At 34.4% G+C, this 20,237-nt stretch carries 22 protein-coding genes, 3 tRNA genes, 1 other RNA gene and 1 pseudogene; 8 read left to right on the plus strand and 19 right to left on the minus strand.

Translation table 11 applies throughout. The features are described 5' to 3' along the window. Window positions 1–97: 97 nt before the first annotated feature. Window positions 98–220, plus strand: a pseudogene (locus tag OPR37_RS06245) (WPE palindromic element domain-containing protein); the annotation flags it as partial. Window positions 221–423: 203 nt separating this feature from the next. Further along, entirely contained in the window at window positions 424–1,077 is a 654-nt protein-coding gene (locus OPR37_RS05775) for a glutathione S-transferase family protein (protein ID WP_007302332.1), read from the plus strand. Here the strand turns inward: OPR37_RS05775 and OPR37_RS05780 are convergent. Then, entirely contained in the window at window positions 1,049–1,726 is a 678-nt protein-coding gene (locus OPR37_RS05780; RefSeq protein ID WP_006013497.1) for an O-methyltransferase, read from the minus strand. The genes OPR37_RS05775 and OPR37_RS05780 overlap by 29 nt on opposite strands. 251 nt (window positions 1,727–1,977) lie before the next feature. Here OPR37_RS05780 and OPR37_RS05785 point away from each other — a divergent pair, with 251 nt between their 5' ends. After that, entirely contained in the window at window positions 1,978–2,256 is a 279-nt protein-coding gene (locus OPR37_RS05785) for a DUF2671 domain-containing protein (RefSeq protein ID WP_010403908.1), read from the plus strand. 28 nt (window positions 2,257–2,284) lie between these two features. Here OPR37_RS05785 and OPR37_RS05790 read toward each other — a convergent pair whose 3' ends face one another. The 3 genes from OPR37_RS05790 to ssrS all read right to left on the minus strand — a co-directional run bounded on the left by OPR37_RS05790 (window position 2,285) and on the right by ssrS (window position 3,671). Beyond that, the gene (locus OPR37_RS05790) at window positions 2,285–3,016 is read right to left on the minus strand and encodes a DsbA family protein (protein ID WP_264682779.1); all 732 of its coding nucleotides are present in this window, start codon (window positions 3,014–3,016) and stop codon (window positions 2,285–2,287) included. A 14-nt stretch (window positions 3,017–3,030) separates the two neighbouring features. Next, window positions 3,031–3,492, minus strand: a complete 462-nt coding sequence (locus OPR37_RS05795; protein WP_264682777.1) for a type II toxin-antitoxin system RatA family toxin — start codon at window positions 3,490–3,492, stop codon at window positions 3,031–3,033. Window positions 3,493–3,509: 17 nt separating this feature from the next. After that, window positions 3,510–3,671: non-coding RNA, 6S RNA (ssrS, locus tag OPR37_RS05800), on the minus strand. Window positions 3,672–3,788: 117 nt separating this feature from the next. Between ssrS and OPR37_RS05805 the strand changes: the two genes are divergently transcribed. Both OPR37_RS05805 and OPR37_RS05810 read left to right on the plus strand, forming a co-directional pair. After that, complete coding sequence (locus tag OPR37_RS05805; RefSeq protein ID WP_213863858.1) at window positions 3,789–4,373, plus strand: MlaC/ttg2D family ABC transporter substrate-binding protein; 585 nt, start codon at window positions 3,789–3,791, stop codon at window positions 4,371–4,373. Further along, the gene (locus tag OPR37_RS05810; RefSeq protein ID WP_063630904.1) at window positions 4,370–5,680 is read left to right on the plus strand and encodes a bifunctional folylpolyglutamate synthase/dihydrofolate synthase; all 1,311 of its coding nucleotides are present in this window, start codon (window positions 4,370–4,372) and stop codon (window positions 5,678–5,680) included. The genes OPR37_RS05805 and OPR37_RS05810 overlap by 4 nt, the downstream gene beginning before the upstream one ends. Before the next feature lie 5 nt (window positions 5,681–5,685). Here the strand turns inward: OPR37_RS05810 and OPR37_RS05815 are convergent, their stop codons facing one another. From OPR37_RS05815 to OPR37_RS05825, 3 genes are all read right to left on the minus strand, one after another. Next, complete coding sequence (locus OPR37_RS05815; protein ID WP_007302338.1) at window positions 5,686–6,072, minus strand: hypothetical protein; 387 nt, start codon at window positions 6,070–6,072, stop codon at window positions 5,686–5,688. Window positions 6,073–6,423: 351 nt separating this feature from the next. Then, entirely contained in the window at window positions 6,424–6,897 is a 474-nt protein-coding gene (locus OPR37_RS05820; RefSeq protein ID WP_007302339.1) for a hypothetical protein, read from the minus strand. Window positions 6,898–6,956: 59 nt separating this feature from the next. Further along, window positions 6,957–7,041 (minus strand) — tRNA-Leu (locus tag OPR37_RS05825). Between the two features lie 62 nt (window positions 7,042–7,103). Here OPR37_RS05825 and tldD point away from each other — a divergent pair. Then, window positions 7,104–8,534 carry a metalloprotease TldD gene (gene tldD / locus OPR37_RS05830; RefSeq protein ID WP_264684884.1) on the plus strand — a complete coding sequence of 477 codons (1,431 nt, stop codon included), beginning with the start codon at window positions 7,104–7,106 and terminating at the stop codon, window positions 8,532–8,534. Between the two features lie 450 nt (window positions 8,535–8,984). On the opposite strand, the gene OPR37_RS05835 is transcribed toward tldD, so the two are convergent. From OPR37_RS05835 to OPR37_RS05865, 7 genes are all read right to left on the minus strand, one after another. After that, window positions 8,985–9,143 (minus strand): hypothetical protein, encoded by a 159-nt coding sequence (locus OPR37_RS05835; RefSeq protein ID WP_019078626.1) that lies wholly within the window; start codon window positions 9,141–9,143, stop codon window positions 8,985–8,987. Between the two features lie 366 nt (window positions 9,144–9,509). After that, window positions 9,510–10,109, minus strand: coding sequence for a ubiquinol-cytochrome c reductase iron-sulfur subunit (gene petA, locus OPR37_RS05840; protein ID WP_006014178.1), 600 nt, complete (start codon window positions 10,107–10,109; stop codon window positions 9,510–9,512). 94 nt (window positions 10,110–10,203) lie between these two features. Next, entirely contained in the window at window positions 10,204–12,906 is a 2,703-nt protein-coding gene (gene gyrA / locus OPR37_RS05845; RefSeq protein ID WP_265016846.1) for a DNA gyrase subunit A, read from the minus strand. 51 nt (window positions 12,907–12,957) lie between these two features. Further along, window positions 12,958–13,030 (minus strand) — tRNA-Val (locus tag OPR37_RS05850). Between the two features lie 64 nt (window positions 13,031–13,094). Continuing rightward, entirely contained in the window at window positions 13,095–13,961 is an 867-nt protein-coding gene (locus OPR37_RS05855; protein WP_010403952.1) for a tetratricopeptide repeat protein, read from the minus strand. Between the two features lie 68 nt (window positions 13,962–14,029). Beyond that, the gene (locus tag OPR37_RS05860; RefSeq protein WP_264684886.1) at window positions 14,030–14,428 is read right to left on the minus strand and encodes a DUF1284 domain-containing protein; all 399 of its coding nucleotides are present in this window, start codon (window positions 14,426–14,428) and stop codon (window positions 14,030–14,032) included. After that, on the minus strand, window positions 14,425–14,952 hold the full coding sequence (locus OPR37_RS05865) for a biotin transporter BioY (protein WP_264336415.1): 528 nt from the start codon (window positions 14,950–14,952) through the stop codon (window positions 14,425–14,427). The genes OPR37_RS05860 and OPR37_RS05865 overlap by 4 nt, the downstream gene beginning before the upstream one ends. A gap of 96 nt (window positions 14,953–15,048) precedes the next feature. Between OPR37_RS05865 and OPR37_RS05870 the strand changes: the two genes are divergently transcribed. Further along, window positions 15,049–15,621 carry a nitroreductase family protein gene (locus OPR37_RS05870; protein WP_026097255.1) on the plus strand — a complete coding sequence of 191 codons (573 nt, stop codon included), beginning with the start codon at window positions 15,049–15,051 and terminating at the stop codon, window positions 15,619–15,621. Here OPR37_RS05870 and OPR37_RS05875 read toward each other — a convergent pair. Further along, a complete protein-coding gene (locus tag OPR37_RS05875) occupies window positions 15,597–16,742 on the minus strand; it encodes a glycoside hydrolase family 5 protein (protein ID WP_265016847.1) in 1,146 nt (381 codons plus the stop codon). The two genes, OPR37_RS05870 and OPR37_RS05875, sit on opposite strands and share 25 nt — an antisense overlap. A 72-nt stretch (window positions 16,743–16,814) precedes the next feature. Here OPR37_RS05875 and dapF point away from each other — a divergent pair, with 72 nt between their 5' ends. After that, window positions 16,815–17,609 (plus strand): diaminopimelate epimerase, encoded by a 795-nt coding sequence (gene dapF, locus OPR37_RS05880; RefSeq protein WP_012481958.1) that lies wholly within the window; start codon window positions 16,815–16,817, stop codon window positions 17,607–17,609. A 6-nt stretch (window positions 17,610–17,615) separates the two neighbouring features. On the opposite strand, the gene sucD is transcribed toward dapF, so the two are convergent. The 4 genes from sucD to OPR37_RS05900 all read right to left on the minus strand — a co-directional run bounded on the left by sucD (window position 17,616) and on the right by OPR37_RS05900 (window position 20,164). Then, window positions 17,616–18,497: a succinate--CoA ligase subunit alpha gene (gene sucD / locus OPR37_RS05885; protein WP_007302348.1), complete on the minus strand. Its 882-nt coding sequence runs from the start codon at window positions 18,495–18,497 to the stop codon at window positions 17,616–17,618. 3 nt (window positions 18,498–18,500) lie between these two features. Continuing rightward, a complete protein-coding gene (gene sucC, locus OPR37_RS05890) occupies window positions 18,501–19,661 on the minus strand; it encodes an ADP-forming succinate--CoA ligase subunit beta (protein WP_254229962.1) in 1,161 nt (386 codons plus the stop codon). Between the two features lie 30 nt (window positions 19,662–19,691). Continuing rightward, a complete protein-coding gene (gene rpsU / locus OPR37_RS05895) occupies window positions 19,692–19,892 on the minus strand; it encodes a 30S ribosomal protein S21 (RefSeq protein ID WP_007302350.1) in 201 nt (66 codons plus the stop codon). 198 nt (window positions 19,893–20,090) lie between these two features. After that, window positions 20,091–20,164, minus strand: a tRNA-Pro gene (locus OPR37_RS05900). Window positions 20,165–20,237: the final 73 nt, after the last annotated feature.

The following is a 20,237-nucleotide window of genomic DNA, read 5'->3' on the forward strand; positions in this document are numbered from 1 at the left end:
TTTTTTTTTTTAGCAAGGTATATTCTATATTAGTCTTATAATTTATATGTTAGACCTTTTGCAACATTACTTTGGAGTAAACAGCCGTTACCTAAAATACTCTTCTTCTGTCATCCCAGTGTCCAGACACTGGGATCCAGAAAACTTAATTTTAAATGAATACATTAGGCTGTTGTATAATAAGAACTGGATTCCAGTGTCAATCACTGAAATGACACCCTTCCGGTGGGGATTGCTCTCAAACTACAATGTTCGTACAGTTGTACTGGGATTCAAGTATAAAAATATTTGGAAATTATACAATGGACAATGGATTCTAGGAATATATGTTAAAAGTAATGTCCATAATGAAATAAGCTGGATTCCAATGTCACGTACTGGAATGACAACATATAGGTATTGGAATAACAAAAGAGGAATATTATGATTTTATATCATTTTCCTCTTTGTCCATTTTCACGAAAAGTTAGAGCTCTTCTCAAGGAAAAAAAGCTGAGTTGTGATTTGGTATATGAAAATCCATGGGAAAAGCGGAATGAATTCATGGAGATCAATCCAATCGGACAAGTACCAGTATTAATAGATAATAACTTTGTAATAGCGGATAGTAATGCCATTTGTGAATATATAGAAGAGATTTACAATAGTAACGTCAAATTACTTGGTTCATCAACTATTATTAAGTCTAAAATACGCGCTTTAATCAATTGGTTCGATAGCAAATTTTACAATGAAGTTACTAAGTATATTATGAATGAAAAAGTAATTACTAACCGCAGCCCTGACTCTAGATTTCTTCATGCAGCTCAGCATAACCTGCCTTACCATATGGAATACATCGAACACTTAATTAACAAGAACGTTTGGCTTGCAACCGATAAGTTCACTTTAGCCGATATTACTTTAGCATCACATATTTCTATAATAGACTACGTAAATAGTTTTCCCTGGGAAAAAAGTAAGATTTTAAAAGAATGGTACTCCATTGTTAAATCAAGGCCTTGTTTTCGCGAAATATTATTAGAGAGAGTTTTTGGCTTAACTCCCCCTAGACATTACGCTGACCTTGATTTTTAACTTGCGTTAGTTTTAAAGCTACAGTCATTCCTTCGTCAGTAGGAATCAATATGGAGAAATATTTTTTTTCATCTGACAATCTATCGTTAAACTCTCTCATAGCATGCCATGACTTTTCTGATACTTCTTTTGGAGGAGATTCTAAAAATACTGTATCAAATAATAGAGTGTTATCTGCAACGATTAGCCCATCTTGTTTAATGTATGACTCTGCCCAATCTAAATACTTAGGATAACTACTTTTGTCAGCATCGATGAATATCATGTCAAATGGTGCCTTTGCTGATAATTCATTAATTTTTTCCAGTGCATCACCTTCTATTAGAGTAATTTTATCACTTAGATTAAAAGCACTAAAATTTTTTTTTGCTATTCTTGAGTGTTGAGGATTATTTTCTATTGTATATATATGACCATCTTTCGGTAAAGCTTTTACCATACAAATTGACGAATAACCATATAAAGTGCCAATTTCAACTATGCTTTTAACTTTATGGATTTTGATAAATAAATTTAATAATTTTCCTTCTTCAGGAGTGATTTGAATACGTTGTTTCTTATCAAGAGTACAATGTTCTTCTATTTTTTTATACTCTTTTGCAAATAAGCTTCTTATGTACAACGATTTTCTGCTAAAGTTATGACGCATTAAGTTTTATAATATAAACTAAGGAGGTTTAATCTATATAAGATTTATAGATATAACAATAGAGTTAAGAATAATAAAAATTTTTATTTTAAGTTGTTATTTTATAAAGTAAAATTTTAAGTGACAAAGATTATTATATATTTTACTATGGTTAACTAGTATAATAACCAATTGTTATACTAGAATTAAGGGATCGTTTATTTTACATCTCTCTTAAAATGTAATTTTTATAATCAATTAGAGGGGGTTATATGTCTTATAACATTGCTAACGAAGTTGAAACGTTAAGCAAGAAATCTAATAATAATGAAGGAGTGAAATTACTGCACAATCCAGCTTATCGCGAGAAGTACAAAGAACGCTTTAACGAAGCTCAGAAAAAAGTTATGGATATGGTCCAATTTTATGATGGAACGATAGTATTAATAGAGAATAAAATTGCTATGTATTATTATGCTTGGCACAGTAAAAAAAGAGAGTTTGAGCGTAAAAAGCAACAAACAGTATCAAAAAATACTGATTCAGCATAGGGTTTTTATATGGTAAGCTAAAGTGTTATTACTTCACTATAGCTTTTCCATATAACTCATCTATTACATTAGTGAAATATTCCAGCTCTCTATATCCTTCATGTTTGATTTTACCATTCTCTACGTATGATTTGTCATCGTTAATCTTGATGATGAATACAGGAGTAGCTGTGATATCAAGTTTATTAATTGCAAGTGATTTATCATTTATAATTTTGTCCATCATCTTTTTATCATTAATGCATTGGTTAAATACATCTTGCTTCAAATTGCTTAGTGCAGCAATTTTTTGTAGTATAGTTAAATCACTAAAATTAGAGTAGTTCCACGAGTCTATTGCATTAAACACAGCTTTGTTAAAATTAAAATAGTCTTCTTCTTTTTCATAGCAATAACTTAGCATTGCAGCTTTTAATCCTCTGTAATCTAGAGGAAAATGACGGAATATGTATAACATCTTACCTGTATCTATGTACTTTTCTTTGATTTTAGGAAAAACTTTCTTATGAAAAAGAGAACAGTGATAACAAGTGAGCGAAGCATATTCTATCATTAAAATTGGTGCTTTTGGATCACCTAATAATTTATCATCAGGCAGTAGTGACAGTAGTTCTTTTGATGTTATTTCATCAGTTTTTTGAGTGTTGGGTAAGTTTTGTTCAATAGCTGCATAAGAACTAACACTTATAAAAATAAGTAAGAACAATAATCTAAAAATCATTACAATGGAAACACTTAACTTATTAAAGAATTTATGCATTTATATAAATAATGTCAAGATAACTTTTTCTCGGCAACACTTTCTACTCTGTCTTTAAATGCAGCAATTATTTTACTTTGTGTGTATTTATAAACTGAGTTTAATAAGGCGGAAAACAAATTGGATTTAAATTCAAACTTTATATAGAACTCTACCATAGTTTTACTTTCATCTATAGGAGTGAATTTCCATTCGTTGTATAAATGTTTAAATATTCCATTTGACGACACAGCTTTTATCCAACTTTTATTTGCTCCATTTGGAGAAAGAAAGGTCACTTCTGATGTGTAACTTCCTTTAATGCCATGAAAAGCTGCAAGGAGGTCCACAATCATTTGGCTATCAGTTTTTTCTTTTATATAAACAGCTTTGCACCAAGGAACAAAATCAGGATACTTCTCAACGTCAATTACAACTTGAAATATCTCATGAGATGAAAAGAAAAAAACACCTTGTTCTTTATATTGGTGTAACATAAACCTAAATAATGGAAAAGGGATCCATATCTACCGTCAGTCTTAGTAGATTCCTGAGACCTAAAGTTAAGGTGGGCATCACGTACTAATTTCAATGAAATTAACAGAGGCAATTCCCTTGATCAGAAATTATCGCTCGGGAAATTTAACTTAACTCATAACGCATAGCACAGACCCCTAAATTAATTATAGATTATTTATATAGAGTATGTCTATAGATATATTAAAACTAGCGATCATTATTTTGCCTTTGTTAAATTTTGCATTTTAAGTATCATAGCTAATAAATATATCTTATGAATCTTATTAAGTTCTTAACCATTTTTATTGTAATCTCCTCAAGTGCTTACGCGAATTGTATAGGGCACAAAACTTTTGTGCTTGCCATGAAGCAGCAAGTAGACAACACGTCTATGAAAGGGAATAGAAAAAATCTAGAACATGTACAAGAAGAACTTCTGAAAATTATTCAGAATAATGTTGACCTCAAAGGAATATCTCGATTTGTCATAGGGAAATATTGGAATTTATCTACTCAGAAAGAAAAAGAAGAGTTTCTAAAAGAATATGAAGTATATCTCGCGCGTTTGTGCGCTAAAATTTTGTATAAATACATAAATAATAGTGAAATGATCATAATGAGTACAAGAGCAGTTGACGATGAAACTTGTCTGATAGGAACAAGATTTTCTTATGGTGATGAGGAATTTACAAACATTGACTTTAAAGTGACTAAAAGTGACAATTCTTTCTTAATAAACGATGTTGTAATGAGTGGAATAAGTATTTCTATTAATCAACGTTCTCAATTTAGTGAAAAGATCGACACGAATGGCATGGCAAGTGTAATAGATGAATTAAAACGTAACAATAATTTATGATATACATGCCTCATTGGCCTAAGCCGATTGGCAGTAGGCCAAAGGATTTTTCTCTTGATCGCATAAAAAGTTTTCTAAATAAACTGGGTAATCCCGAGAAAAAAATACCGCCAATAATTCACATAGCTGGCACTAATGGCAAAGGATCAACACTATCCTTTATAAGATATATAATGCAAGCAGCAGGGTATAAAGTTCATACGTACACTTCTCCACATTTAGTGAATTTTAATGAGAGAATAGTTGTTGCAGGCAATGATATCGATGATAGTGAATTACATAACTCACTGGAAGAATGCCGTATAGCAGTCGCAGAACAACCCATCACTCTATTTGAAGCCGCAACGACTGCAGCCTTCTTAGCTTTTTCTCGTCATAAAGCTGATATTACTTTAGTTGAAGTGGGTCTGGGTGGAAGGCTTGATGCAACAAATGTTATAGATAATCCGATTCTAACGATCATCACTTCCATTGCACTTGACCATACAGAATATCTTGGTCCTACCGTAGAAACCATAGCAGGTGAAAAGGCTGGAATAATGAAACCTAATGTTCCTTGCGTAATAGCACCACAAGAAAAATCTATAATGAACACGCTAGAACAACACGCAATAAACAAAAAATCTCCCTTATATAGAGGAGGATTTGAGTGGAATTGCGAAAAACAGAATAACAGAATAGTCTTTCAATCGACTATTCAATCAATAGAATTTTCTTTGCCATCTTTAAAAGGAGATCATCAAATAATCAATTCAGGAAACGCAATTGCAGCATGTAGCATTTTGAGTGGGAAGTATGGATTTAATATTGGAGAAGAGGACATTGCTTCAGGTTTACAGAGCACTTATTGGCCTGCGCGGCTAGAGTCTATAAAAGAAGGTAATTTAATTTCTTTATTACCAAAAGATTGGCAATTATTTCTAGATGGCGCGCACAACAATGATGGTGCCAAAGTGTTAGCTAAGTGGGTAAGAGACAATTTTGCTGAAGGTATCTATATGATCTTTGGTGTTACTCGTAACAGAAACGTCGCAGAGTTCTTAGAGCACTTAAAGCCATACATCAAACTACTATGCGCCGTTTGTGTTAAATCTGAACCTAAAGCAACAAGTACAGATTTAATTAGAGAAGGAGCTCATAATATAGGAATCAATGCTATCGAATGTGAATCAATCAGAGATGCTATATCAAATCACATACTAAAAGCTTCTATACAAAACGTCAAAACCATACTAATCTGTGGCTCGCTATTTTTAGCCAGAGATTTGAGTATGGAGAATAGCTATCAATTAATCCAAGAACAATAAATGCACTACACAACTTGCTCTCTTCCATGAGCGTGAACACTATCGGGATTTACAATGCTGCTTGGCTTTTCGGTTAATGCTCCTATAGGTACATTTTGTTCATCACCTCTTCCTTCAGTTTTTACAAGATTTACAACTTTTCTCTCGTAGATCTCACTTGCTAATTGTAATAATAAAGTACAACCTAGTACTATAGCAAATCCAATGAGTACTTTACTGTCTACGCAACTAGATTGGTACTGCAACACCAAACCTGCTATTAATAAAATAGGAGGAAGATAATTTGAAATTTGGGAAGTAAGAATTAGATATTTAAATGCTTTACTTTTGAACATTTCATCTATATAAATAGTACCTTCAAAAATAAACGTTAGTGCGGTTGTGTGTCCCACGCTGGCTCTCTAAAATTACTTTAGCTACAAATATTAAGAAATTTACTAAGTAAAAAAAGACAAAAGAACCCCCGTATAGCGAGTTTTAATAATTTAAATTGATAATGTACTAACAAGCGCGATTTGGCTGAATGTAGAAAAAATAAAAAAGACATGCAGCCGCTATAATTTTTATGTAATTTGCCAATAAATATTTGAGTTTTTTACTGAATTTTGCTGTTAAATCCGCGGAGATTAAAAACAAGGGTAAATACTCTTGCTATCATAGTAAGGGAGATGGCGTAATTTGTCAAGTTAAATAAGCTAAGTTATTAACATGTAATAATTAGGCAGCTATTGCAGATTGAATGTTCAAATGATCACTAACTTTGAGGTTTTGGTTTCATCTATTTGCGGCTGACTAATCATAGTTCGAATGAAATTGGTTGCCATAAAGGTACAACCTAGAATAAAAAAAGCAACGGAAATAAAGGGGATAATAGGAAATTCAAGAGGTAATATAGATGTAATTCCTCCTATTAAAAATGAAACGTTAGATGCAATGTCGAGGCAGATCTTCATTAATTTCTCTTGCCGAGAGGTATCGAGTTGCTTATTAAGGCCACACTGCCTAAAATGATCAGTTAATGACCATATATTTAAAGCAAGCGAAAGTGCACTTAGTATAGTGCTGACAATAGTAAAATACAAGCTTAAGGAAGAAATATTTAGGGCTAATGCTGCTATGTACCCACTCAAAGAAGCAATAGATAGTGCAGTAACCAAGCGTTTTGAATAAGTTCTTATTTTCTTTCTGTAAACAAGCTTTTTTTCTTCATAACTCATAAACTTAGTAGTAAATACATTATATCATAGCATTAATTGACTCAAAAATCAATACAGAGTGCCCGGGAGAAGACTTGAACTTCCACAACTTGAAAAGTTACTAGCACCTGAAGCTAGCGCGTCTACCAATTCCGCCACCCGGGCTTTTTGTGATTTACTATGTTAAAATTAAATAATATACTTAAACAATTTTTAGCTCAAAGGTAATGCCAAATCTAGATCAAATATTTTTTGCTCAGAACAATGTTAATATTAATAATGTATATAAAATAGTCAACAACGCTTTGAGCAATAGTGATGGTGGTGAGCTATTTTTAGAGTTTTGCCAATCAGAATCCCTGATTTTTGATGATAATATATTAAAACATATGGATTTAAATATCAGAAGAGGATTTGGTCTCAGGTCTTTTTGTGAAGATAGTACGTCTTTTGTTTGCTCTTCTGAGATTAGCGAAAAAGAAATTAGTAAAGCTGCTTCTATGGTAAAAAGTTCAGCATCTTTAAGCAAAACAAATTCAGTAAACTTAAATGAGGAGGCAAAAAGCCTGTATTCAAAGATTAATCCCATAAATGAAATGGATCTGAGCTCAAAAATTAAACTACTCAATGAGATTAATGAGTATGTAAGGTCGAAGAATAACTGCGTGAAGCAGGTAAAAATAACTCTAAATGGAGAATGGCAAGTTGTACAAATAATAAAAGATGATCACAGGTTAAGCGATATCAGGCCTTTGGTACGTTTTAATGTACTAGTCATCGTAGAGAAAAATGGCCGAGCAGAGAGAGGTTCTGCAGGGCACGGTGGAAGAGACTCTTATAGTAAATTTGTTTCTGAGAAGAAGTGGAAAAAAGTTGCAAACCAAGCGTTAGAACAAGCGCTAGTAAATCTTGAGGCAATTCCAGCTCCGGCTGGAGAGATGACAGTTGTTTTAGGTTCAGGTTGGCCAGGAATATTATTGCATGAAGCTGTAGGTCATGGACTTGAAGGTGATTTTAACCGTAAAGGAATCTCGGCATTTTCAAATTCTATGGGTAAACAAGTGGCAGCCAGTAACATTACTGTAATTGATGATGGAACTCTACCTAATTTGCGTGGTTCTATTAGCATAGACGATGAAGGTACTTTACCTGGCTATAATGTGCTTATAGAAGATGGAATTCTAAAAGGATATATGCAAGATCATATGAACGCTAAACTTATGGGTGTAAATCCAACTGGTAATGGTAGAAGAGAAAGTTACAAAGAAGTTACTATGCCACGCATGACAAACACCTATATGTTGCCAGGAAAACATCCACCAGAAGAAATAATATCTAGTGTAAAGAAAGGTCTATATGCAGTAAATTTTGGTGGTGGGCAGGTTGATATAACATCAGGAAAATTTGTTTTCTCGTCTTCGGAAGCTTACCTAATAAAAAATGGTAAAATTACACAACCAGTCAAAGGAGCAACGATAATTGGTGATGGGCCAACAGTGCTAAAAAAAGTATCAATGATTGGTAATGATCTAAAGTTAGATCCTGGTGTTGGTACGTGCTCAAAAGACGGGCAAAATGTGCCTGTTGGAGTTGGTCAGCCAACACTCAAGGTCGATGCAATAACTGTTGGTGGAACTGAATATGTAGATAAGGGCTAAGCGAACTCAGCTCATGCTGTACAATTGTACAAATATTGTAACCATTATTCAAGTAGCTCATATAGATGCAAAAACTACTTAACAAATCTCTCTGCCTTCCTTGCCATAACGTGTATAACAATCTCACAAAAAATAATATCATAGAATTCAATAGGTGGTCTTTAAAAAATCCTTAAGGAAAGTAAAATCTGTTTAAATAGGCCGATATAGATGGTTTTACGATATAATAAAATTATTATAAACAAGAACTTATAAACTCTAGCAAATGAATTTGTGAGTTTAGTGGTGTTAGGAATACCTGGCTCTTTTATGTGGATTGACATTCTCAATAACCTGCTCTAGAGATAGATTATATAATTTTGACAAGGTTCTTGGCATGTGATATTTTTCTCGAATATAGGTAATGGCATAAATGACTTTATATCTATATCCAGCTCTAGGGGAAGATCTTCAATGTTTACGTCCATCCCTGACAAAGGATATTCTATGTCCATGTGCAGCTTTGGGGGATAGTTCTACTTTGAAGATTTCTTTCACTTTTACTATTGCGACTCCCAATTCCACTGAAATCACTCTTTCCCTTAATTCATATTGATATGGTGACTCCATTTATTCCCTCACTTTCAGCTTTTTCTTGCTTTACCATATCTCTTCCCCTCTTGTCTCTATCTTTATGTATTAAGCTATATAACTCAAAATCTTGATAAAATGCAGAAAAGTTTTTTTAATTTCAGCTCCATCCTCGAAGAGTTAGAAAATAACTTTAAGCAAGTTAGTCAGAATTTTTCTGACGCAAAGGAACAAGTTTTAAATTTAGCTGTCAACTCTGAAAATTTGGCAGGCAAGTTTCTTAATTATCACCCGAATATGTGCATAGTATAAAATTAGCTTGATAGACTTCAAGAGCTTTGCCTATGAAGTCAGTGTGCTTCTTGAAATGCAATATACTTTTATTACTTTAATTATGAAAATCCGTTAAGCCTTCTTGCCAATTACTACAATATTTTCACTTGGAAAAAAGTAGTCAGGTATAGCCATGTTCTTTGGTGCAGGACCGCCAATTACTCGGCCTGATGTGTCATAATATGAACCGTGACAAGGGCAGAACCAACCGTTGCCGTCTTTTGTAGCGTGATCAACTGGTACACATCCAAGATGGGTGCATATTCCAATCATAATTAACCATTCATCTTTTCCTTTATATACTCTTTTTTCATCTGATTCAGGATCTCTCAAATTTTCTGCATTTATGGCTCTTGCAGCCTCAATCTCTTGTTTTGTGCGCTTGCGGATAAATACTGGCTTACCTTGCCATTTTACCTTTTTTCCTTGTCCTTCTTGAATATCAGATAGATTAACCTCAACCGTAGACATCGCTAAAACCTCAGCAGAAGGATTCATAGACTTAACCAATGGCCAAAGACCGCTTGCAGCTCCTATACCTGCCATGGCACACGTAGTTAATGTGATAAAATCTCTTCTACTCTTATTTTTGGCAAAATCTTTAACAAGAGATGTTTTTTTATTCTTCTCATTCGTCAATGATTTTTTATTTTTAGTTAACTTCTTATCCATCAATCTCTACTTGAACATAGACACATATTTTAATTTAAATATTATAGATTAATCAATAGAAATTTGCACTATTTGTTTAACCTTTGCTATACAGTTAAGAAGAAACAGAGTTGTCAATTTCGGAAATACTATCTTCAGTGGAATCGGGATCCTCAATTTTCGCTACTGACACCACCTTTTCTCTACTCTCTGTTTTAAACAGAGTGACTCCTTGAGTGCTACGTCCTGCAATTCTGATATCATTTACTGAAATACGAATTAACTTTCCTTTATCTGTAATAAGCATGATATTATCACCCTGTTCAACTGGAAAGCTAGCAACAACATTACCGTTTCTGTCGGTAGTCAGGATATTTGTAATACCAACACCACCTCTATTTGTTACCCTATACTCGTACGCAGAAGTTCTTTTACCAAAGCCATTTTCAGTAATAGTTAATATGAACTCCTCATTCATTGCAAGTTTTAAGAACAGTTTGTTATCTATTCCTAAATCATTCAAAGTCTTTTCCAATTTAGAATCAATGAAGTTATTAATTGCAGTCCCCAGTCTTTTTGCAAGTGGAACTTTTAAGTAAAGTTCTTTTGTTTCTGTTGCTACACCTATCCCATTTAATATGGTCATAGATATCACGCTGTCATTCTTTGCAAGTTTGATACCTCTTACGCCATCTGAATTGCGACTTTTAAATTGACGCACATCACTTACAACAAATCTGATGCTTTTTCCAAGTGTTGTTGAAAGTAGAACATGATCAATTTCGCTACATACTTTAACTGATATTAACCTATCCCCTTCGTCGAGCTTTATTGCTATTTTTCCATTGCTTGGAATATAGTGAAAATCTGCTAAGGAGTTACGCCTTATGTTCCCATGAGCAGTAACAAAAACTATATTTTGATTTTCGTCATTCTCACTTGGAAGCGGCATGATGTTAGTTATAGTTTCACCATCGCTAAGCGGGAATATATTAACAAGCGCTCTTCCACGTGCAGTTGGCTCTGCAAGAGGCAGTTTATAAACCTTTAATCTGTAAACTCGACCAGTATTAGAAAAGAATAAAAGGCTAGTATGAGTATTTCCAACAAATAATTTTGTGATTACGTCCTCCTCTTTTAACCCCTGTCCTAGCTTTCCTTTTCCACCACGATGCTGGGTTCTATAGTGAGAGAGCTTCACACGTTTGATGTAACCATTCATAGTTACGGTCACTACCATATCTTCTTGTGGAATTAGATCTTCAGCTTCAATGTCCGTATCTGATTCCTCTATTGAAGTTTTTCGCGGCACAGCAAATCTGTTCTTTATTTCTTGTAGATTGTTTTTTATTTCTTTCATCAACTTCTCTCCTGAGCCAAGAAAAGCGATATATTCTTTTATCAGGTTGATCATTGAACTTAGCTCAGCTTCTAATTTGTCTTTTTCAAGGCCTGTTAAACGTTGCAATTTCATGTCAAGAATAGCTTTCGTTTGCAGCTCAGTTAATCTATACACTCCGTCTTTCAAAAAGCTCATGCTGTCTGAGATTAATCCAATAATTGTGTTTATCTCAGCTGAAGTTTTCCATTCTTTATTTAAAAGTTCTCTACTTGCTTCCGCAGGATCTTTTGCACCACGGATGATTTTTATCACTTCACCTATGCTCAAGACCGCAATGTAGAGCCCTATATATATATGAGCTTTTTCCCTCGTTTTTCTTAAACGAAATTCTGTTCTCCTGATTAATACTTCTTTTCTAAAATCAATGAAAGCAGCTATGATTTCTTTCAATGACATCAAAGCAGGCCTGTTATTGTTGAGGACTAAAGTATTAACACTAAAACTACTTCTTAGTGGAGTTAGTCCCAATATTTGATTAAGTATAAAACTTGCTTCAGCATTTCTTCTGAGGTCAATTACTACTCTAATACCAGACTTATCAGACTCATCCCTAATTTCTGTTATGCCATCAATTCTTTTTTCTTTTACAAGCTCACCTATCTTCTCAATTAATTTTACTTTATTTACCTGGTAAGGTATTTCATCAATCACTATTGCTTGCCTATCTTGTGGCAGGTCTTCCATGTGAGTCTTGCCTTGCACAACAATTGATCCACGACCCGTTGCAAATGCTGATCTTATTCCAGACCTTCCAAGAATCGTTCCTCCAGTTGGGAAATCCGGTCCTGGCATCACTTCAAGTAACTCATCCAAAGTAACTTCAGGATTATCTATATATAACATACAAGCATCTATTATTTCTCCAAGGTTGTGAGAAGGAATATTGGTTGCCATACCAACTGCAACACCGCTTGCACCATTTACCAATAGATTCGGAAATTCTGCAGGCAGTACAACAGGCTCTGTTTCATTTCCATCGTAGTTTGATCTGAAGTCAACTGTATCTTCATCAATATCATTCAGTAAAAAATGCGATACTCTGTGGAGCCTTGCTTCTGTATATCGCATTGAAGCTGGTGGATCTCCATCTATTGAACCAAAGTTACCTTGCCCATCGATAAGCGGTAAAAGAAGAGAAAAATCTTGAGCCATCCTGACCAAAGAATCGTAAATGGCTGCATCACCATGTGGGTGATATTTTCCCATTACATCCCCGACTATACGAGCTGCTTTTTTATACGGTTTACCGGCATCGAACCCAGCCCTCGACATTGCGTATAATATGCGCCTATGAACAGGTTTAAATCCATCTCGCACATCAGGTATAGCTCGACTTATGATCACACTCATTGCATAGGAGAGATAAGAATCTTCTAGCTCTTTCACTATTGAAACTGGTACTATGTTGTCTTGCATTTTCTATACTTTGATTGAAATAATTGTAATATTAATATTCAACTAGGCTAATGGGCAATGACAGACTTGAACTGCCGACCTCCTCGGTGTAAACGAGATGCTCTACCAGCTGAGCTAATTGCCCCTCTAGATATAATTCTATAGTTCAATGTTGTTGTTGTAAACAAAAATAGCGATACAAGCAACTCTTATGGAATCGCTGGGTGCGCACTATGGAGTTGTATAAATTTTAGTCTTGCTGCTACCTTGTATAAAGGTATTCTTTCACTTGCATTTTTTGACATGTTCAACAACTTTGAATAACATGCTGTGGCATTTTTAAAATCTGAGAGCTTATCTAGAATAACAGCTAAATTATAGGTATAAAAAATATTGTTTTGATCTAAAGAAATTGCTGCTTTCATATATTCTTTAGCTTTTACGTAATCCCCTTTTTTCATATAGATCAAACCTAAATTTGCTGATAAAGGGGCGCTATTTCTGAGTGTATCATACAATTTCAACATTTCACTCAATGCTAAATTAGGATCATATTGTGAGATTATCGTCAGAAAGTTCTTTAATACATAAGGGTTGCTAGGATATTCTTTTAACAGTCTTGTGTAAATCTCTACAGCTTTTTTAAATTCTTTGTTAGCGTAATAGATATTCCCTAGTCCAATTAAAGCACTTTCATGATAAGGAAATTTTGCGATAATCTGATTGAGGAGAGAAGTAGCTGTTTCACTATCTCCTAACTCAAAGGAATCTTTTGCTTTTTTTAAAATAGAGTATATGTCAAAATTCTTGCCAGAATTCTGCGAAATTTTGATATTAAATTTGTCACTTTTTCTCTCGATAACATCAAGATCTTTATATTTTTTATCAGCTTTTATATGCTTGACAACACTATCAAAGACCTTCTGTATCTCCAAATTTTCACTAGCATAAGTAACAGAAGACCTCCATAAAATCACAACGCAAATTAACATGCAGACAAACATAGATCCTAGTGTTGTGGCATTGGCTGCAGCGCGTAACCAGTAAATCTTATTTCTTTGAACTATACGCAACACATTACAAATTCATAAATGCTAAATTACTTATCTAATATAATAATAAAGATATTATTAATTGGCAGATACTATTTAGAATGAGTTAAAAGAGCACTTCTACACATTCCATATGGTTGCCAATTACACTCCTCACATGCGTAGTCAAATTTCTCTAAAGACATTTTCTTTCTAATTCTTTTTACTGCTTTACTCCAGGTCAAAATCTCGCCAATTTTTATTCCTAAAATTTCCATATGCCTTCTATCTAGCTCTAAAACTTTAGCTTGTGTGGTACATTTACCTTGTTTAGTCTGGTTTGGGCAAACACTACAAATAGTGTCAAGATTATCAACTACTTCGATTTTAGTATTAGGATCACTAATTACTTTACTTGCTATCTTTTTGTAATTTTCTACAAAACCCTGAGAATACCCATATCCTTGAAATGCAAGAGTGCACATGAAATGATGAGGACGAAATTTTATCATTTTTTCAAATATTGCAAAGCTGCTACAAGTAGAAAAATTTTTACCAAACCAGGAAGGATAAATGGTAAAACACCTACCATTATTGCTCGTTCCAGACCAAAGTAAACAGAAAGCCAACTAACACCACAAATAAAGATTACAGCTGTACCGGCCAGACAACTTAAAGAATTACACACAAATGATTTATATTTAGAGTTCAGTAATTCATTTACTTTGTTCATTACCATAACAGCAGCTAAACAGCCAATTAAATATCCACCTGTTGGTCCAAGAAAAATGTGATAACCACTAGAAAAATTCGCAAAAACAGGAAATCCTGCTGCACCAAGTGATAGATATGTAAGCACAGAATAGAATGCTGTTCTGCGGTTAAATTTAAGCCCAATGAGCATTACTCCTAAAGTTTGCAATGTGATAGGCACAGGCTGCAACGGTACGCTTATTTGAGCCATCAAGAATAAAAGTAAAACGCAAGACAATATTTCAACCAGTGTTGACCTACTGCTTGATTGTGTTATAAACATATCTTCCCAATAGAAATAACTTACTAAATGTAATATATGTGTATAAGAGGTTTTGCAATTTAAATTTTGCTCATATTGCGCTACAATGAATTATTTATGCACTATTTAAAAATGATGAGTAAACAAGATCTATTATCGTTGATGAAAGCAAGACACAGTGGACGTTCATACGATCCTACAAAAGCAATATCTCAAAAAGAAATGGATATTTTAATAGAAGCTGTAAGGCTAACACCCTCGTGTTTTGGTGATGAACCTTGGCGATATGTGATATGCAACAAACAGAACAATCAAAGCGCATGGAAAAAATTGTTCGATTGCCTTGATGAATCTAATCAAAAGTGGGCAAAAGATGCACAAGTGTTAATCATATCTTTAAGTGCTAAAAACTTCCGAAAGCCAGACAAAGGGGGAAATTTTTGGGCTAAGCATGATACTGGTGCAGCAAATTACGCACTTATGCTACAGGCTACAGCTATAGGCTTAATGGCTCATCAGATGGGCGGATTTGACAAAGACAAAATAATAGAGAGGTTTAATGTACCTGATGATTTTAATGTAATGTCAGTGATAGCGGTTGGTTACGAGGAAGAAGGTGCCGAAGTTAAAGAAAAGAACAGAAAGCCAATAGAAGAAATATTCTTTTATGACGAATGGCCAGCGAGCTGACTTGACCATTCTTTTTTTAATATCTTAAAAATTGGATTATCTGGCAAATAATTTTTTTTCATCCTACCCTCTTCAATTGCTTGCCAATCTTTCCATGAAAGCTTTTTACTTCCCAATTCATAATCCATTCCATCCCACATATCTTCTCGAAAGCCATAAACAGCAAAGTGCCAATTATATTCATTAAAAATAGAAGTAAGATCTCGAAAATAGTGCTCTAATCCTTTTGAACAGCGATGTCCGCCAAACTCTCCAGCAAGGATCTGATAATCTTGTATATTATACTTCTCTTGGAAAATTTTTACAGGTTCTATATATAATTTTAACTTATCTTTATTCCAATACTCTACTTTTTTTCCATCAAAAGATTGAACATGTCCAGGGTAGGCAAAGTTATCCTGGTTTAATTTTAAATTTGTATAAGCAAAGGGCTCATACATGTGAAAAGAATAAAGAATATTAGAATCATCAACTGGTTTGAATTTATCAAAAGTATTAGAGTCAGCATAACTGCTGCTATCAAGTATTATTGGGGTCTCTGAGTCAACTTGGCGGACACTGTTTACCACGCTGCTATAAAAGCCAAATAGATTCTTCTGAACTTTGCTTTGTTCTACGTTATAAATAGCCGAATCTGCAGTATTATAAAGCCTTTCTGGATGTGGTTCATTTAAGATATTATATCCAACAATAGCAGGATGATCTTTAAGCTCTTTCGCAAGATCTTGCCAAAATTTTGCTGCTTGTTTTTGAAAAGCTTGATCTGACCATAAACGTAAATCATCTTTATCGTTATTATTTTGCTTCCATCTAGATCCAGGTAAGCTAAGCATCGTTAACACTACTGGTATTTTTTGTTGATGAAAAGCATCTAAAACATCTTTCAGAACTTTCAGGTCTTTGGGAATTAGGCCCTGATAACTGTCTGCATTACCTAAGAGGAAGTCACGTTGCGTAGTTTCAAATTTGTCAGGAGCAAGACGAATAAAACCAATTTTGTATTCCTTTGCTGCTTTGATTAAGTCACTATCAACTTTTCTATTGAAAACATTTGCTCCCTTTCTAACTCCAGTTTGCCAAAAGAGCATTTTGCTGTTCTCCGGTATTGACTTAGCACTCACATTACAGAAAACTATAGAATACAAAACAGCTGTAATTAGAAGAAAAATTTTCACTTATATAATTTTGCTATAATGGTAAGTAACCTAACAGACAAGATCCCGTTTGTAAAGATGCATGGTACTGGCAATAGTTTTGTTATCATAGACTCACGTTCAGCAAATAATTTAGACTGGAATTATAGACAAATTGCTGATCAAGGCAGTTGTGATCAAGTGATAATTATAACAATGTCTAATGCTGCAAACTGCTTTATGCATATCTACAATGCTGACGGTAGTCGAGCTGAAATGTGTGGAAACGCAGCACGCTGTGTTGGGTATTTGATAATGTTAGAAAAAGGTACTGAATATATCACTATTGAGCTGATAAATAATCGTATCTTAGAATGTTTTAAAGTAGGTGATAAATCAATAAAGGTCAATATGGGTAAACCACTGCTTAAATGGAATGAAATTCCTCTTTCTTGTGAATGCGATCCCCTTTATCTACCTATAGAGCTTGAAATGCTGAAAGAGCCAGTTGCAGTAAATATTGGTAACCCTCATATAGTTTTTTTTGTTGATAACATAAGCGAAATACCATTGCAGAATTTAGGACCAAAGCTAGAAAATCACGAATTATTTCCTCAGAAAACAAATGTTAGTATTGCACAAATAGAAAAATCTGGAGAAATAAACTTAAGAGTTTGGGAAAGAGGAACAGGTATTACTGCTTCATGTGGTAGTGCGGCTTGTGCAGCATTTGTTGCATCTATACTTCGTAAGTGTTTGGCTACTAAACAAACTTCAGTACATTTACCAGGAGGTCATTTACTGATTGAGTGGTCAAAAAATATACTGATGACTGGGGATATAGGGTTTTTATGACCTAGGCTAGGCACTGACACTCATTACTTCTAACACCTTTTTACCAATCACAGCAGGGGTTTCTGCAATCGCAATCCCAGCACTGCGCATAACCTCTAACTTTGCACCAGCACTTCCACCGCTGGAAGAGATGATTGCTCCAGCGTGTCCCATACGTCTTCCTGGAGGTGCCGTTTGGCCTGCTACAAAACCAACGATTGGCTTTTTAGTTTTTTCTGTTTTCACAAAATGTGATACATCTTCTTCTTCGTTTCCACCTATTTCACCAATAACTACAATACCATGAGTATCGTCATCTTTTAAAAAGAGCTCCATACAGTCAACAAATGTCATACCATGAACTGGATCCCCCCCAATTCCGATACACGTGGATTGACCAAGACCAACAGCAGTTGTTTGTGCTACCGCTTCATAAGTTAAAGTTCCAGAGCGAGACATAATTCCTATATGTCCACGTTTGTGAATATGTCCTGGCATAATTCCTATTTTGCATTCTTCAGGTGTAATAACCCCTGGACAGTTTGGGCCAATCAATCGACTGTTTGAACCAGCGAGAGCATGCTTTACCTTTACCATGTCAAGTATAGGAATGCCCTCTGTAATACAAATTATCAATTCTATTTTTGCATCTATTGCTTCAAGTATTGCAGCAGCAGCAAATTTAGCAGGTACATATATAACTGTAGCATTTGCACAGGTTTTTTCTTTGGCTTCTGCTACAGTATTAAAAACCGGTAAATTAAGGTGAGTGCTACCACCCTTTCCAGGAGTTACACCTCCCACCATTTTCGTTCCGTAATCAATTGCTTGCTCTGAATGAAATGTGCCTTGTGCACCAGTAAAACCCTGGCATATTAATCTTGTATCTTTGTTTACTAAAACGGACATGCTTTATTTTACCTCTTTTACTATCTTTTGCGCAGCATCACCCAGTTCATCTGCAGCAATAATATTTAATCCTGACTCTTCTAAGATTTTTTTTCCTTCTTCAAAATTAGTACCTGATAATCTAACCACTAGAGGAACTTTAATGCTCATTTCTTTTGCAGCCGCAACAATTCCACTTGCGATAATATCGCAACGCATTATACCACCAAATATGTTAACCAGAATTCCTTTTACGTTGCTATCAGACAATATGATTTTAAATGCTTCAGTTACAGTTTCTTTACTCGCTCCACCACCAACATCCAAAAAGTTAGCAGGCTCTGCTCCATAGTACTTTATTATATCCATTGTTGCCATAGCAAGACCTGCACCGTTCACCATGCAACCAATATTGCCATCCATTTTGATGTAACTAAGTCCATGTTTTGAAGCTTCTATCTCTTCTTTAACTTCTTCATCATAATCACGAAGCTGCACGATTTCTGGATGACGATATAAAGCGTTGTCATCAAAATTAATTTTAGCATCAAGTGCAACAAAATCCCCAGAATTTGTTTCAACTAGTGGGTTAATTTCTATTTGGCTTGCATCAGTTGTAATAAACGCATCATATATATTTTTTGCAATATTTGTTATTCTTTCTATTTGTTCTGAATTCAAATTAAAATTATTGGCAAGTTTACTGTTATCAAGATTTGTAAAACCAGTAGCAGGGTCAATATCAAATTTCACAATTTTTGTAGGAGAATTTTTTGCTACCTCTTCAATATCCATACCACCTTCTGAGGAAAATATAAATACTAACCTACTGAGCTTTGGATCAACTACTAGACTCAAATAGTACTCTTTTTTAATGCTTGAACCTTCCTCAATGTATACTCTTCTTACCTGCTGTCCACTAGGCCCTGTTTGATGAGTAACTAAAGTTATGCCGAGCATGTTCTTTACAAACTGTTGAGCTTCTTCAACTGACTTTGCTAGCTTTACACCACCAGCCTTACCCCTACCACCTGCATGAATCTGAGCTTTAACCACAAACACGTCAGATTTTAGTTGATTTATTTGAGTTTCTACTCCTTCTGCAGATGTAGCAACAAAACCCTTTGGTACCGGGACATTAAACTTGTGTAAAATTTCCTTTGCTTGATATTCATGAATATTCATAAGATAACTAATTATTAACCTTAGTAAAAACTACCAACCATAACGCTGTCTTCTGCATTCTTGCTGATACCTCTTTTTCCTTGCTTCAGCTTTTTTTTTAGCTGTTTTCTCTGATTTCTTTTCGTGATATTTTTTTTTCATTTTGAGCCCTCTTCCTTCCTTTTGAATTATTTTTCTCAACACTGGAAGAGCTCTATCTACATCACCATAATGGACTGATACTTCAATCAAACTCTATACCTCCTTCGGTAATCACTTCAAAATCCATTTATAAATTAGAAAATTAACATTGTCAATTATTTTATAAACTTGAGCGATAGAATATGATATGCAGTGATTTATATGAAAAAAGCTTCATTCTGCTGTCAATCATTTACTTGCTGATAAAAATTGCTCTTAGGTTACAGTGCTCTTGTAATTTTTCTAATCTCGGGGCGGAGAGATTTGAACTCCCGACCCTTTGGTCCCAAACCAAATGCGCTACCAGGCTGCGCTACGCCCCGACTTCTTTACTAAGAGTATCGATAGTTCGGAAAAATGCAAGTTTCATTTATTTCTTTTAGGAAAAATATAATG

The organism is Wolbachia endosymbiont (group B) of Lycaena phlaeas (assembly GCF_947251875.1).
In the GTDB taxonomy this organism is placed as follows: domain Bacteria; phylum Pseudomonadota; class Alphaproteobacteria; order Rickettsiales; family Anaplasmataceae; genus Wolbachia.